Consider the following 14127-nt stretch of genomic DNA (forward strand, 5'->3'; position numbering starts at 1 on the left):
TTCCTTCATGAAACCTGTCATCGCCCTGGTGGGCCGACCCAATGTCGGTAAATCGACATTGTTCAACCGGTTGACCAAAACACGCGATGCGATTGTTGCGGACTTCGCTGGCCTGACGCGCGACCGCCACTATGGCAACGGCAAACAAGGCAAGCAGGAATACATCGTTATCGATACCGGCGGTTTTGAGCCGGATGCGACCAGTGGCATCTACAAAGAGATGGCCAAGCAGACGCGCCAGGCCGTGGCTGAGGCAGACGTCGTGGTGTTTGTCGTGGACGCGCGTGGCGGTTTGTCCGCACAGGACCACGACATCGCCAACTATTTGCGCAAACTGGGCAAGCCGTGCCTGCTGGTGGCCAACAAAGCCGAAGGCATGAAGGACGGCATGCATTTGTCGGATTTCTACGAGTTGGGCCTGGGTGAGGTGCTGCCGGTCAGTGCTGCCCATGGGCAGGGTATTCGGGACCTGATTGATGCGGCCTTTGCGCCACTGCATTTGCCCGACGAGGATGATGAAAACGCCGAGCTCGACCCCTCGATCGTTCGTCTGGCAGTGGCGGGCCGACCCAATGTGGGCAAGTCCACCCTGATCAATACCTGGCTGGGTGAAGAGCGTCTGGTGGCGTTTGATATGCCAGGCACCACCCGCGATGCCATTTCCGTGCCGTTTGAGCGCAATGGCCAGAAGTTCGAGCTCATTGATACGGCCGGTTTGCGACGCAAGGGCAAGGTCTTTGAGGCCATTGAAAAATTCTCGGTGGTCAAGACCTTGCAGGCGATTGAATCGGCCAGCGTCGTGCTGCTGCTGATTGATGCGATCCAGGGCGTGACCGACCAGGATGCCCACATTGCGGGCTACATTCTGGAGTCCGGCCGTGCGGTGGTTGTGGCCGTCAACAAATGGGATGCAGTGGACGAATACCAGCGCGAGTTGGTCAAGCGCTCGTTGGAAACCCGTCTGGGGTTCCTGAAATTTGCCGCTTTGCACCTGATTTCTGCCCAAAAACGCCAGGGCTTGGGCCCGGTATGGGATTCGATTGCGCAAGCGCACCGTGCCGCCAACTGCAAGATGCCGACACCCGTGCTCACACGTTTGCTGCTGGAGGCCGTGCAGTTCCAGACTCCCAAAAAGACCGGCGCCTACCGTCCCAAACTGCGGTATGCGCACCAGGGCGGCATGAATCCACCCATCATCATCATTCACGGAAACTCGCTGGAACACGTCACGGAGGCCTACAAGCGCTTCCTGGAAGGACGTTTCCGCAAGGAGTTTGATCTGGTCGGCACCCCTTTGCGCATCCAGATGAAGTCGTCGACAAATCCTTACGCTGACAAAGACGACAGTTGAAGATATCCCGCCGTCAGGGCTGGGCAAGCCACGGTGTGGTATTGTCAAGTCCTCTCAATTCTTGAACACGGAGAATATCGTGAACAACAAAGGTCAGTTACTGCAAGACCCGTTCCTCAATGCGCTGCGCAGGGAACATGTCCCGGTGTCCATTTACCTGGTCAACGGCATCAAATTGCAGGGCCAAATCGAGTCTTTCGACCAATACGTGGTGTTGCTGCGCAATACCGTGACGCAAATGGTCTACAAGCATGCCATTTCCACTATCGTTCCAGGCCGTGCCGTCAACTTTGCGGTTGCTGGCGAAGAGCCTGCTGCGACCTGATCAACCCATTCGCCTTGGGACTTCCCAAGGGAAGTCTCCATCCATCGCGTTGAATTGACTGCCAAGCCCGTGCCCGTTGTCGCCCCGACCATTCTGGTGGGGGTGGACTTGGGCCTACCCCATTTCGACGGAGAACTGGAAGAGCTGGGCTTATTGGCGCAGACCGCCGGCATGACTCCTGTCGGCCGTGTGACCTGCAAACGCAAGGCGCCTGATGCGGCGTTGTTCATTGGTTCCGGCAAGGCCGACGAAATCAAGATGCTGGCCGCCCAACTCGGTGCCCAGGAAATTCTGTTTGACCAATCCCTGAGCCCAGGGCAGCAGCGCAATCTGGAGCGGCATCTGGAGATGCCCGTCAATGACCGCACCTATCTGATCCTGGAAATTTTCGCCCAGCGCGCGCGCAGCCACGAAGGTAAATTGCAGGTGGAGTTGGCCCGGCTGGAATACTTGAAGACTCGATTGGTGCGCCGCTGGTCCCACTTGGAGCGACAAACCGGTGGCGCCGGGGTACGCGGCGGCCCGGGTGAGAAGCAGATTGAGCTGGATCGCCGGATGATTGGCGAGACGATCAAGCGCACCAAGGAGCGCCTGAGCAAAGTCAAGAAACAGCGCCAGACACAGCGCCGCCAGCGCGAGCGCCGTGATGCTTTCAATATTTCGCTGATCGGCTACACCAACGCGGGCAAATCCACGCTGTTCAATGCGTTGGTCAAAGCGCGTGCCTATGCGGCAGATCAATTGTTTGCGACACTGGACACGACAACCCGCCAGTTGTACCTGGGTGAAGCCGGTCGTTCGGTCTCGCTGTCCGACACCGTGGGATTTATCCGCGACCTGCCGCACGGCCTGGTCGATGCGTTTCAGGCCACTTTGCAGGAAGCGATCGATGCTGATTTGCTGCTGCATGTGGTGGACGCTGCCAACCCCGAATACGCCGAGCAAATTGCCCAGGTGCAAATGGTGCTGGCCGAAATCGGTGCCCAGGACATTCCGCAGTTGTTGGTCTTCAACAAAATCGACAATCTGGATGCGCAGCACCAGCCTTTGCAGACGGAAGATCTGTATGACCTGGATGGCGTGCCTACGCCGCGCATCTTTGTCAGTGCACGCGATCTGACTGGTGTTCCCGCGCTGCGCCAGGCGTTGGCGCGGATTGCGATGACTGAAACCCCTGCCATTTCTGGGGGCGACTTTGAATTGGGCACAATCGACCCCATATCCGATTGACGAGTTGATGCGTTGAAATATTGAGATGAAACTAACTATGAATGCCTTGGACTGGTCCGGCTGGAGCGTAAAGCTTCGCAAAATGTTCAATCTCAACGACTCTCGTTGGGGCCGCGGTGACAAACCTGCGGAATCCTCCCAACCAGAGCAGCCGCCGGAAGGCGAGGGCGCGCCACCGCCCAAGCAACCCAACGACAACGGACGCAAGGGCGGTCCCAATTCAGGCCCGCCTGATCTGGACGAACTGTGGCGCGACTTCAACCGCAAACTCGGCGGCTTGTTTGGAAAATCACCCCAGCCGCCTCGTGGCGGCTCTGGTGGCGGGTTCCAGCCCGACATGAAGAGTGCCGGTGTGGGCATTGGCCTGATTCTGGGCGTGGTCGTGTTGATTTGGCTCGGTACCGGCTTTTTCATCGTGCAGGAAGGCCAGCAGGCGGTGATCACCCAATTCGGCAAATACAAGTCCACCGTCAACGCCGGTTTCAACTGGCGCTTGCCGTACCCGATTCAGCGCCACGAACTGGTGTTTGTGACGCAAATCCGTTCGGTCGATGTGGGCCGCGATACGGTTCTGAAGGCCACAGGCCTGAAAGAGTCGGCCATGCTGACACAGGATGAAAACATTCTGGACATCAAGTTCGCAGTGCAATACCGCCTGAGCGATGCACGCGCCTTCCTGTTCGAAAGTAAGAATCCGACCGATGCCGTGGTGCAAGCCGCGGAAACCGCCGTGCGCGAAGTCATCGGCAAGATGAAGATGGACGCTGCCTTGTCGGAAGAGCGTGACCAGATTGCCCCCCAAGTACGCACGCTGATGCAGCAGATCCTGGACCGCTACAAGGTCGGCGTCGAAGTTGTGGCGATCAACTTGCAGCAAGGTGGGGTTCGTCCGCCCGAGCAGGTGCAAGCCGCGTTTGACGATGTGCTGAAGGCTGGCCAGCAGCGAGAGCAATCCAAAAACGAAGCGCAGGCGTATGCAAACAATGTGATTCCCAGTGCGGTCGGTTCTGCTTCCCGTTTGAAGGAAGAAGCGGATGCCTACAAAGCCCGTGTGGTGGCACAGGCGCAAGGTGATGCACAGCGTTTCCGCTCGGTCTATGCCGAATATCAGAAGGCCCCGCAGGTCACGCGTGACCGCATGTACCTGGACACCATGCAGCAAATTTACGGCAATGTGACCAAGGTCATTGTGGAGTCCCGCCAGGGCTCGAGCCTGCTGTATTTGCCGCTGGAAAAGATTTTGCAGATGAACGCGTCGCAAGCGTCCACCGATACCAGCGCGCCTTCAAGCCCGCCGGTGCAGGTGCTGCCCCCAGCCAACATCACGGGCGATGCCCGCAGCCGCGATGCGTCCCGCACGCGTGAGCGCGACGTGCGCTAGGAGCTATTCATGAATCGTTTGGGTTTTATCTTTTCTTCGCTGCTGGTGGTGCTCGCACTGGCCAGTTCCACCTTGTTCGTCGTTGACCAGCGCCAGTTTGGTGTTGTTTACGCGTTGGGACAAATCAAGGAAGTCATCACCGAACCGGGCTTGAACTTCAAGCTGCCGCCGCCGTTCCAGAATGTCTCCTACATCGACAAGCGCCTGCTGACGCTGGACAGCACCGATGCCGAGCCTATGCTGACGGCGGAGAAGCAGCGCGTGGTGATTGACTGGTACGTGCGCTGGCGCATTACCGAGCCGTCCGAATACATCCGCAATGTCGGTTTGAACGAGACGGCTGGCGCGCAGCAGTTGAACCGCGTGGTGCGCAATGCGTTCCAGGAAGAAATCAACAAGCGCACGGTCAAGGAATTGTTGTCCTTGAAGCGCGAAGCGCTGATGACCGACGTGAAGGCTGAAGTGCTGGAGAAGGTGCGCGGTGCCAAGCCTTGGGGTGTGGATGTGGTGGATGTGCGCATCACCCGCGTTGACTATGTGGAAGCGATTACCGAATCGGTCTACCGCCGTATGGAAGCCGAGCGCAAGCGCGTAGCCAATGAGCTGCGCTCTACCGGTGCGGCTGAAGGCGAAAAGATTCGCGCCGATGCAGACCGCCAGCGCGAAGTGACAATTGCCAATGCCTACCGCGACGCGCAGAAGATCAAGGGCGAAGGCGATGCCGAAGCCGCCCGCATCTATGGAGACGCGTTTGGCAAAGACCCACAATTCGCGCAGTTTTACCGCAGCCTGGACGCCTACAAGGCCAGCTTTGCGAACAAGAGCGACGTGATGGTGCTGGACCCTGCGTCTTCTGAGTTCTTCAAGGTCTTCCGCAATGGCGGTTCCGCCGTTGGCAACGGCAAGAAATAAGTGTTTGACAACGACGTTTTCTGGCTGGCGTTTGCCCTGGTGCTGATTTTTGAAGGACTGTTTCCTTTTTTGTCGCCCACGGGCTGGCGCCGCATGTTCACACAGTTGCTGCAACTGTCGGATGGACAGATCCGCTTCTTCGCATTGCTGAGTCTGGTGGCGGGCATGCTGCTGATCTGGAGCCTCGCGCCCTAAAACGGACCCACAAGCCGGGCAAAAACAGACCTTTAGCCCGGTAAAATCGCAGTTTTAATAGCTGCTCCAATTTCATGTCTGCTTGGGTCCTCCCGGATCACATTGCCGATGTGCTGCCTTCCGAGGCGCGCCACATCGAAGAAATACGTCGAGACCTCCTGGACATGGCACGCTGCTATGGCTACGAACTCGTCATGCCGCCGCTTTTGGAGCATCTGGAGTCGCTGCTGTCAGGCACCGGCGAAGCGCTCGATCTGCAAACCTTCAAACTGGTAGATCAGCTCTCGGGCCGCATGATGGGCCTGCGTGCCGACAGCACGCCACAGGTGGCCCGTATTGACGCCCATTTGCTGAACCGTGCAGGCGTGACCCGTCTTTGCTACTGCGGCCCGGTGCTGCACACCCGCCCGGGCGGCCCGCACGCCACCCGCGAGCCCTTGCAGTTTGGCGCTGAAATCTACGGCCATAAAGGCCTGGAAGCCGATCTCGAAGTATTGACACTGGCACTGGACGCGATGCGCGCCGCCCGTGTGGATGGTATTCGGGTCGACCTGGCAGACGCCCGCATCGTCCATTCGCTGGTGGCGCAAGCGGGTCTGGACAATGCGACGTCTGCTCTGCTGCACGCAGCGCTGGCTGCCAAAGACATCAGCGAAATCCGCGCACATACCCAATCTGCCCCCGCGGCCATTGCCAAAGCTTTGGTCGATTTGACACATCTGTACGGCGACGCCTCCGTGCTCAAAGAGGCTGCCAAGGTATTGCCCGCATTGCCCGGCATTCAGGAAGCATTGGCGCACCTGCAATGGCTGGCTGGCCATGTGGAAGGCGCGCAAGTGTCGTTTGATCTTGCCGACTTGCGTGGCTATGCCTATTACAGCGGAGCCATGTTCTCGATGTATGCGCCTGGCGCCTGCGACGCGTTGGCCCGTGGTGGCCGCTATGACGCGGTCGGTGCCGTATTTGGCCGCAACCGTCCCGCGGTAGGCTTCAGTCTGGATATCAAGGCACTGGTTGAAGTGGCGCAGAAGCCGCCGCTGCGTGCCGCCATCCGTGCGCCGTGGGGTGAAGATGCTGCCCTGCGCGAAGCCGTGGCTTCGCTGCGCAAAGCGGGTGAGACCGTGGTCTGCGTGCTGCCTGGGCATGAGAGTGAAGTCGATGAATTTCTATGTGACCGCGAGCTGGTAACTGCCGCGGGTCAATGGGTCGTGAAGAATGTTTAATCAGGCAATGCAATGAACACAACCAAAGGTCGTAACGTAGTCGTCGTCGGTACCCAGTGGGGCGATGAAGGCAAGGGCAAGCTGGTCGACTGGCTCACCGAAAGCGCGCAGGGCGTGGTGCGTTTCCAGGGTGGCCACAACGCGGGCCATACGCTGGTCATCAACGGCGTGAAGACTGCGCTGCATCTGATCCCCAGCGGCATCATGCGCCCGGGCGTCAAGTGCTACATCGGCAACGGCGTGGTGCTGTCAGCGGCCAAGCTGTTTGAAGAAATCGAAGGCTTGGAAAAAGTGGGTGTGGAACTGCGCTCGCGTCTGCGCGTCAGCGAAGCTTGCCCGTTGATCCTGCCGTTCCACGCGGCGCTGGATGTGGCGCGCGAAGCCTTCCGCGAAAAGGGCGGCACCGCCAAGATCGGCACCACCGGCCGCGGCATCGGCCCGGCCTACGAAGACAAGATTGCCCGCCGCGCACTGCGCGTGCAGGATCTGAAATACCCCGAACGCTTCGCCAGCAAGCTGCGCGAACTGCTGGACCTGCACAACCATGTGCTGACCAGCTACCTGGGCTCTGCGGCGTTTGACTTTGGTCCTACGCTGGCGCCTTACTTGAAGGACGGCCAGGTGCAATTCGAACCGGTGTACGCCGAAGCCATGCGCCACGCTGAGTTGCTGAAGCCGATGATGGCCGACGTATCGCGTGAACTGAACGACGCACACGAACACGGCGCCAACCTTCTGTTTGAAGGCGCGCAAGGCACGCTCTTGGACGTGGACCACGGTACCTACCCGTATGTGACCTCCAGCAACTGCGTGGCGGGCAATGCGGCGGCTGGCGCCGGTGTCGGCCCGGGCATGCTGCACTACATCCTCGGTATCACCAAGGCCTATTGCACCCGCGTGGGCGGCGGCCCGTTCCCGACCGAGCTGGACTGGGAAACCCCCGGCACACCCGGGTACCACATGAGCACCATCGGCGCCGAAAAGGGTGTGACCACTGGTCGCTCGCGCCGTTGCGGCTGGTTTGATGCGGCCCTCTTGAAGCGTTCGGCGCAGGTCAATGGCCTGTCTGGTTTGTGCATCACCAAGCTGGATGTGCTGGACGGTCTGAAAGAGCTGCTGCTGTGCACCGGCTACGAGCTGGACGGCCATGTCACCGACATCCTGCCCATGGGTGCGGACGACATCGAGCGCTGCAAGCCGATTTATGAAGTGATGGAAGGCTGGAGCGACAGCACCGTCGGCGTCACGCAGTACGACAAGCTGCCCGTGGCCGCGCGTCTGTATCTGCAACGCATTGAGCAGGTGACGGGTGTGCCGATCCACATGGTGTCGACCAGCCCGGACCGCGACCACACTATCATGATGCGTCATCCCTATCTGGCAGACTGAGCTGCCGGGACGCTTTGAAGTTTTAGTAAAAACGGGCTGCAGCGCGCATGGAATGTGCGTAATCAGCTATTGAAATAGGAGCATTGAGATGTTGACTGAAGACGGAAAACACCTGTACGTAAGCTACGACGAGTACCACAATCTCATCGAAAAACTGGCGATCAAGGTGTTCCAGTCCGGCTGGGAGTTCGACACCATCCTGTGCCTGGCGCGCGGTGGCCTGCGCCCGGGTGACATCCTTTCTCGTGTATTCGACAAGCCGCTGGCCATCATGTCCACCAGCTCCTACCGCGCTGAAGCCGGTACGCAGCAGGGCAACCTGGACATCGCCCGCTACATCACCACACCCAAGGGCGAGATCGCCGGCAAGGTGCTGCTGGTGGACGATCTGGCCGATTCTGGCCACACGCTCAACGCCGTGATCAGCCAGCTCAAGAACGACTACAAGCCCATCACCGAGCTGCGCAGCGCGGTGATCTGGACCAAGCAAGTCTCGGTGTTCACGCCCGATTATTCGGTCGAGTTTCTGCCCACCAACCCCTGGATTCACCAGCCCTTCGAAGGCTACGACGCGCTGCGTCCGCAACAACTGATCCAAAAATGGAGCGTGTGAAGATGTTGCCCCCACGCTCCGCCGCTGCGCGGGTCGCTGCCCCTCACGGGGGCTAATTTTGCTTGGGGCGGCCCGGCGCAAAATTGCATTTCTCATATGCCTCAACTGACCACCGAACTCATCCACCACCCCTACAAGCCGCCAGAAGGCTTTGAGGCGCCGCAAGAGGGCGTGTTCAAGGCGTCCACGGTGTTCTTCCCCAGCGTTGCCGCGATGCGCAGCCGCGAATGGAAAGACAAGACCGCATTCACCTACGGCCTGCACGGCACGCCTACCACCTATGTGCTGGAAGAAAAGCTGTGCACGCTGGAAGGTGGCCTGCAATGCCTGCTGCAACCCAGCGGCCTGGCGGCGGTGGCCAACGTCAACCTGTCGCTGCTCAGAGCAGGCGACGAGGTCCTGATCCCTGACAACATCTACGGCCCCAACAAGACCTTGTTGGACGGCGAGCTCAAAGACTGGGGCATCACCTACCAGATCTACGACCCGATGGACCCGCTGGATCTGGAAGCCCAGATATCCAGCCGCACCAAGCTGGTCTGGGTCGAAGCGGCCGGTTCCGTCACGCTGGAATTCCCCAATCTGGTCGAGCTGGTGCGCATCTGCAAGCGCCGCGGCGTCAAGGTTGCGCTGGACAATACCTGGGGCGCCGGTCTGGCGTTCAAGCCGTTTGACCTGCTGCCACGCGATGAGCCGGACTTCGGTGTTGATATCTCCGTTCACGCATTGACCAAATACCCCAGCGGTGGTGGCGATGTGCTGATGGGCAGCGTGATTACGCGTGACCAGGACCTGCACATGCGCCTGAAGCTAACGCATATGCGCTTGGGCTTGGGCGTAGGCGCGAATGATGCCGAGCTGGTGTTGCGCTCGTTGCCCAGCATGGCCATTCGCTACAAAGCGCACGACGAATCTGCGCGCACCCTGGCCACTTGGTGCGAGAGCCAGCCCGAGTTTGTACAGGTATTGCACCCGGCGTTGCCTAATTCGCCAGGCCATGAACACTGGCAGGCGCTGTGTATCAATGGCTTTGGTGGCGCGGCGGCCTTGTTCAGCGTGATGCTGGACGCGCGCTTTACCCAAGCGCAGACCGATGCGTTTTGCGATGCACTGAAGCTATTCCGCATTGGCTATAGCTGGGGCGGAGCGGTCAGTCTGGTCGTGCCTTATGAGCTGAAGACCATGCGCAAGGAATGGCCCGCGCATCTGGCGCAGGGCACGCTGGTTCGATTCTTCGTCGGCCTGGAAGACGTGGCTGACCTGCAGGCCGATCTGGCCCAGGCCTTAAAGGTACTGCGCTAGGCTGTTGCTGGCCTGCGTGTTTACCTCAATAGGCAGACGGGGCGGGCCGCTTTAGGCTTGCCGCATGGCAGAAGAAATCCCATTCGAAGCGCCTCCGGCCTATGTGCCACCTCCCTCAGAGGCGCCCCGCAAACAGATCGTTGCGCTCAGTTTTGCAGACCCGCTGCGCTGGCTTGCGCGCGGCTGGCGGGATATGTGGGCCCATCCCGGCATTGCCGCCTTTTATGGTGGGGCCTTCTGGGTCATGGCCATCGTGCTGGGCGCGGTGTTTCGTTCCCGCCCCGAATACACGATGACGATTGCTTCCGGCTGCCTGCTGGTCGGCCCGTTTTTGGCTATGGGTCTGTACGAAGTGAGCCGCCGTCGTGAATTGGGGTTGCCTCCGTCGCTTGGCGTTTCGCTGACCTGCTGGGACAGCCATATCCGCAGCATGGCGATGCTGGTACTGGTGTTGATCGTTTTGGAGCTGCTTTGGGGCAGGGCATCGCTGGTGGTGTTTGCGGTGTTCTTCAACACCGGCATGCCGTCCACCAGCAGCGTGATGCAGGCCATCTTCAATCCGCAGAACTGGCAGTTTGTGGCGGCCTACACCGTCATTGGCGGGGCGTTTGCGCTGCTTGTTTTTTCGCTGTCCGTGGTGTCCATCCCGATGATCCTGGACCGCGATACCGATGCCATATCTGCCGCCATCACCAGTCTGGAAGTCGTTTTCAGCAACACCTTCACGCTGGTGGTGTGGGGGATGCTGATTACGGCGCTGACCGCAGCGGCGTTGATGGTGCCCTGGGCACTCGGACTTTGGCTGGTCGGGCCGCTGTTGGGCCACGCAAGCTGGCATGCCTACCGCGGGGCGGTCGTCTGGCTGGACTGACTCGCATTGTGGAGTGTTACAGTCTCACCAACTATTGAAGGATTATCTTGGCAACACCCAATTACGGTTACGAGAAGCGTCAGAAAGAACTGGCCAAAAAGAAGAAAAAAGAAGAAAAACTGAAGAACAAGGCCGAGCGCAAGACGGGCGACGGCGTTGAAGACAATCCTTCTGACGAAACTACAGACGCACCAGCGCCGGAAACCCCTGGCAACACACCAGCCTGAGCGCGCTTAAGGCAACAGCTTGCGCAATGCAGACCACACGTTGTTCACAATAATCGGATGGGCAGTCTCATTGGGGTGGATGCGGTCTCCCTGAAACTGGCTATCCGCCACCCCCTGTAGCAAAAACGGCACCAGCACTGCCTTGTGGGCCTTAGCCGTGTTTGAAAACGCAGCCGCAAACTGGCGGTTGTAATCCTCTCCGTAATTTGGCGGCACCTGCATCCCGGCCAGCAAGACCTTAGCGCCCGCTGCTTGTGCGGCGGTGGCCATGGCCTGCAGGTTGTCCTGCGTCATCGCCAACGGCAAACCACGCAGCGCGTCATTGCCGCCCAGCTCAATGACCACCACTGCTGGCTTGTGCTGTGCCAATAGCGCTGGCAGGCGCGAGCGTCCGCCCGAAGTGGTGTCGCCGCTGATGCTGGCGTTGACTACGCGTGCCGCTACTTTCTCCTTGGCAAACTTCTGGTCCAGCAACGCGACCCAACCCGTGCCACGTTTGAGGCCATACTCTGCGCTAAGTGAATCCCCCACCACCAGAACCACTTTGCCCTTGGGCGGCGGAGTGGTGGACTGGGCTGCAGATAACCCCGCAAACCCTAACCCCAATGCCAGCGCGATAGAGTAGCGACGTACCAGAGAGAAACCCATGAGTGAATTCATTATTTCCGTTGAGCATGTTTTCAAGGCGGTGACCGATTCCACCGGCACGCTGGAGATCCTGCGTGACATTGATTTTGCACTCAAAGCGCAAGAGACCGCTGCCATCGTCGGAGCATCCGGATCAGGTAAAAGTACATTGCTGTCCATCATTGCCGGATTGGATACGCCCACCAGCGGTACCGTGCGTCTGGCCGGTGAAGATTTGTTTGCCATTGACGAAGACGCCCGCGCCGCGATGCGTGCCCGCAAGGTCGGCTTTGTGTTCCAGAGTTTTCAGTTGCTCGGCAACCTGACCGCGCTGGAAAACGTGATGCTGCCGCTGGAGTTGGATGGTCGCAAGGACGCCCGTGCGTTGGCGACGGAGATGCTGGCGCGCGTGGGCCTGTCGCAGCGGCTCAATTCATATCCCAAGGTTTTGAGCGGCGGTGAGCAGCAGCGCGTGGCGTTGGCCCGCGCCTTTGTCGTCAAGCCCGCCGTGTTGTTGGCCGACGAGCCGACCGGCAGCCTGGACTTCGCCACTGGCGAAAAGATCATGGAGCTGATGTTTGACCTGAACCGGGAGCAGGGTACGACGCTGGTGCTGGTCACGCACGACCGCGCCATTGCCGCCCGCTGCGACCGCCGCATCACGATTGAGGCCGGGCAAGTGGTACCTGCTACGCCCGCAGTTGAGGCATAAATCGGGCTGTATCGCCCGCAGAATGTGCGTAAGAAGCTACTAAATCGATAGCATTTCCATGGCAAAATTTGTTGCCCTTTTCCGCGGAATCAACGTCGGCAAGGCCAAGCGCATTGCCATGGCCGATTTGCGCAAGCTTCTGGAATCGATGGACTACACCGGCGTGGCGACCTTGCTTAACAGCGGCAATGCGGTGTTTGAAGCCAAGACCGGTAAAGACATCCAGCACGCCAAACGCATCCGCGGGGCTGTCGCCACCGAACTGGGCGTGGACGCGCTGGTGATCGTCAAATCTGCGAAGGACATTGCCGGAGCGATAGAGGGCAATGCATTGGGCGATATAGCCTCCGATCCCTCGCGTCTGCTGGTCGCCTTCACCGATGCGCCCAAGGCCCTGGCCGCACTCACCACGATGGCAGACGCTGCGTGGGGCAACGAGAAAGTGCATATCGGAAAGCACGCGGCCTACCTGTGGTGCGCCGATGGCATTCTGGAGAGCAAAGCTGCCGTCGCGCTGCTCAAGGGTTTGGCCCAATCCGGCACCACGCGCAACTGGGCCACACTCGAAAAAATCCACGCGCTGATGCAAAGCGACGCGTGAGCGAACCCAAGAATTAATACGAGAAGAGACCATGGGCGTTTTAAGCGGTATCCGCGTTATCGAAATTGCGGGCATTGGCCCTGGGCCATTTTGCGGCATGTTGCTGGCGGACATGGGGGCCGAGGTGATTCTGGTGGAGCGTGCTGCGGCCGGTGGCGGCGATGTGCTGAACCTGGGCAAAAACGCCATCGTCAACCGCGGCAAGCGCTCCATTGCGCTGGATCTGAAAGACCCGAATGCCATTGACGCCGTGCTGCAACTGATTGCCGGTGCCGACGCGCTGATCGAAGGCATGCGCCCCGGCGTGATGGAGCGGCTGGGCATGGGGCCGGACGTGTGCCTGGCACGCAACCCGCGCCTCGTCTATGGCCGCATGACCGGCTGGGGCCAAAGCGGCCCAATGGCCCAGGCTGCTGGGCACGACCTGAATTACATCGCGCTGTCTGGCGCACTGTGGTTTGCGGGCGAGCCGGGCCGCCCACCGGTGGCACCGCCCACGTTGGTAGGTGATCTGGGGGGCGGGGCTCTGTATCTGGCGATGGGCCTGTTGGCGGGCATTCTGAATGCGCGCAATGGCGGCAAAGGCCAGGTGGTGGACGCTGCCATCGTGGACGGCAGCGCGAATCTGATGAACCTGCTGCTGTCGGTCCACGCGGTCGGGCAAATGCCATATGAGCGAGGTCAGGGCATGCTGGACGGGCCGCACTGGTGCGGCAGCTACGCCTGTGCCGACGGCCTGTTTGTCGCTGTGCAGGCGCTGGAGCCGCAGTTCAACGCCTTGCTGTTTGCCAAGCTGGGCTTGGGCGACGACGCTGAATTCAAGAAGCCGTATGACTCCCGCGTGTGGCCGCGCCTTCGCGAGCGACTGGCAGCCTTGTTTGCAACCCAGCCGCGCCAGCATTGGGTTGATCTGCTGGAAGGCAGCGACGCCTGCTTTGCACCGGTGTTGACACCCTTGCAGGCGATGGACCACCCGCACATGGCGGCGCGCGGCGTGTATGCAAAGCAGGACGGTGTTCTGCAGGCTGCTCCTGCGCCGCGATTCTCCGTGACGGCGTCGGATGGCACCGGTGGCGTGCCCGCACGCGGCGCGCACACGGCAGATGTGCTGCGGGAGGCCGGTCTGGACGAGGCGGTGATCGCAGCGCTGTTGCCGCGATAATCGGGG

General features: G+C 60.0%; 16 protein-coding genes. 15 read left to right on the forward strand and 1 reads right to left on the reverse strand.

The window, feature by feature from the left end:
• Nucleotides 1-7 precede the first annotated feature (7 nt).
• The 12 genes from der (at nt 8) to AC1DV6_RS09810 (ending at nt 11019) form a co-directional block, all read left to right on the forward strand.
• Nucleotides 8-1351, forward strand: coding sequence for a ribosome biogenesis GTPase Der (gene der / locus AC1DV6_RS09755; RefSeq protein ID WP_477977261.1), 1344 nt, complete (start codon nt 8-10; stop codon nt 1349-1351).
• Between the two features lie 79 nt (nt 1352-1430).
• Nucleotides 1431-1676 (forward strand): RNA chaperone Hfq, encoded by a 246-nt coding sequence (gene hfq / locus AC1DV6_RS09760; protein ID WP_477977262.1) that lies wholly within the window; start codon nt 1431-1433, stop codon nt 1674-1676.
• A 69-nt stretch (nt 1677-1745) separates the two neighbouring features.
• Complete coding sequence (hflX, locus tag AC1DV6_RS09765; protein ID WP_477977263.1) at nt 1746-2906, forward strand: GTPase HflX; 1161 nt, start codon at nt 1746-1748, stop codon at nt 2904-2906.
• A 25-nt stretch (nt 2907-2931) separates the two neighbouring features.
• Nucleotides 2932-4287, forward strand: a complete 1356-nt coding sequence (gene hflK, locus AC1DV6_RS09770; protein ID WP_477977264.1) for an FtsH protease activity modulator HflK — start codon at nt 2932-2934, stop codon at nt 4285-4287.
• A gap of 9 nt (nt 4288-4296) precedes the next feature.
• Nucleotides 4297-5199, forward strand: coding sequence for a protease modulator HflC (hflC, locus tag AC1DV6_RS09775; protein ID WP_477977265.1), 903 nt, complete (start codon nt 4297-4299; stop codon nt 5197-5199).
• A complete protein-coding gene (locus AC1DV6_RS09780) occupies nt 5200-5394 on the forward strand; it encodes a DUF2065 domain-containing protein (RefSeq protein ID WP_477977266.1) in 195 nt (64 codons plus the stop codon).
• A gap of 74 nt (nt 5395-5468) precedes the next feature.
• Nucleotides 5469-6617, forward strand: coding sequence for an ATP phosphoribosyltransferase regulatory subunit (locus tag AC1DV6_RS09785; RefSeq protein WP_477977267.1), 1149 nt, complete (start codon nt 5469-5471; stop codon nt 6615-6617).
• Nucleotides 6618-6629: 12 nt separating this feature from the next.
• The gene (locus AC1DV6_RS09790; protein WP_477977268.1) at nt 6630-8006 is read left to right on the forward strand and encodes an adenylosuccinate synthase; all 1377 of its coding nucleotides are present in this window, start codon (nt 6630-6632) and stop codon (nt 8004-8006) included.
• A gap of 88 nt (nt 8007-8094) precedes the next feature.
• On the forward strand, nt 8095-8619 hold the full coding sequence (locus AC1DV6_RS09795) for a phosphoribosyltransferase (RefSeq protein WP_477977269.1): 525 nt from the start codon (nt 8095-8097) through the stop codon (nt 8617-8619).
• Nucleotides 8620-8715: 96 nt separating this feature from the next.
• Nucleotides 8716-9921, forward strand: coding sequence for a PLP-dependent transferase (locus AC1DV6_RS09800; RefSeq protein WP_477977270.1), 1206 nt, complete (start codon nt 8716-8718; stop codon nt 9919-9921).
• Nucleotides 9922-9985: 64 nt separating this feature from the next.
• Nucleotides 9986-10792 carry a DUF2189 domain-containing protein gene (locus tag AC1DV6_RS09805; RefSeq protein WP_477977271.1) on the forward strand — a complete coding sequence of 269 codons (807 nt, stop codon included), beginning with the start codon at nt 9986-9988 and terminating at the stop codon, nt 10790-10792.
• Nucleotides 10793-10839: 47 nt separating this feature from the next.
• On the forward strand, nt 10840-11019 hold the full coding sequence (locus AC1DV6_RS09810) for a hypothetical protein (protein WP_477977272.1): 180 nt from the start codon (nt 10840-10842) through the stop codon (nt 11017-11019).
• 6 nt (nt 11020-11025) lie between these two features.
• Here the strand turns inward: AC1DV6_RS09810 and AC1DV6_RS09815 are convergent, their stop codons facing one another.
• Nucleotides 11026-11667: an arylesterase gene (locus AC1DV6_RS09815; protein ID WP_477977273.1), complete on the reverse strand. Its 642-nt coding sequence runs from the start codon at nt 11665-11667 to the stop codon at nt 11026-11028.
• Here AC1DV6_RS09815 and AC1DV6_RS09820 point away from each other — a divergent pair.
• From AC1DV6_RS09820 to AC1DV6_RS09830, 3 genes are read left to right on the forward strand one after another with little or no spacing between them, the layout of a single operon-like run.
• Nucleotides 11666-12358 carry an ABC transporter ATP-binding protein gene (locus tag AC1DV6_RS09820; protein WP_477977274.1) on the forward strand — a complete coding sequence of 231 codons (693 nt, stop codon included), beginning with the start codon at nt 11666-11668 and terminating at the stop codon, nt 12356-12358. The genes AC1DV6_RS09815 and AC1DV6_RS09820 overlap by 2 nt on opposite strands.
• A gap of 58 nt (nt 12359-12416) precedes the next feature.
• On the forward strand, nt 12417-12959 hold the full coding sequence (locus tag AC1DV6_RS09825) for a DUF1697 domain-containing protein (RefSeq protein WP_477977275.1): 543 nt from the start codon (nt 12417-12419) through the stop codon (nt 12957-12959).
• 31 nt (nt 12960-12990) lie between these two features.
• Nucleotides 12991-14121 (forward strand): CaiB/BaiF CoA transferase family protein, encoded by a 1131-nt coding sequence (locus tag AC1DV6_RS09830; RefSeq protein ID WP_477977276.1) that lies wholly within the window; start codon nt 12991-12993, stop codon nt 14119-14121.
• Nucleotides 14122-14127 lie beyond the last annotated feature (6 nt).

The sequence above is a fragment of the Rhodoferax sp. P2_H8_2 genome (genome assembly GCF_056403235.1).

Coding starts and splice junctions, on each gene's coding strand:
- AC1DV6_RS09820 (WP_477977274.1), top strand. CDS start 11,666: ATGAGTGAATTCATTATTTCCGTTGAGCATGTTTTCAAGGCGGTGACC.
- AC1DV6_RS09805 (WP_477977271.1), top strand. CDS start 9,986: ATGGCAGAAGAAATCCCATTCGAAGCGCCTCCGGCCTATGTGCCACCT.
- der (WP_477977261.1), top strand. CDS start 8: ATGAAACCTGTCATCGCCCTGGTGGGCCGACCCAATGTCGGTAAATCG.
- AC1DV6_RS09815 (WP_477977273.1), bottom strand. CDS start 11,667: ATGGGTTTCTCTCTGGTACGTCGCTACTCTATCGCGCTGGCATTGGGG.
- AC1DV6_RS09795 (WP_477977269.1), top strand. CDS start 8,095: ATGTTGACTGAAGACGGAAAACACCTGTACGTAAGCTACGACGAGTAC.
- AC1DV6_RS09785 (WP_477977267.1), top strand. CDS start 5,469: ATGTCTGCTTGGGTCCTCCCGGATCACATTGCCGATGTGCTGCCTTCC.
- AC1DV6_RS09830 (WP_477977276.1), top strand. CDS start 12,991: ATGGGCGTTTTAAGCGGTATCCGCGTTATCGAAATTGCGGGCATTGGC.
- AC1DV6_RS09800 (WP_477977270.1), top strand. CDS start 8,716: ATGCCTCAACTGACCACCGAACTCATCCACCACCCCTACAAGCCGCCA.
- AC1DV6_RS09825 (WP_477977275.1), top strand. CDS start 12,417: ATGGCAAAATTTGTTGCCCTTTTCCGCGGAATCAACGTCGGCAAGGCC.
- hflK (WP_477977264.1), top strand. CDS start 2,932: ATGAAACTAACTATGAATGCCTTGGACTGGTCCGGCTGGAGCGTAAAG.
- AC1DV6_RS09790 (WP_477977268.1), top strand. CDS start 6,630: ATGAACACAACCAAAGGTCGTAACGTAGTCGTCGTCGGTACCCAGTGG.
- hflC (WP_477977265.1), top strand. CDS start 4,297: ATGAATCGTTTGGGTTTTATCTTTTCTTCGCTGCTGGTGGTGCTCGCA.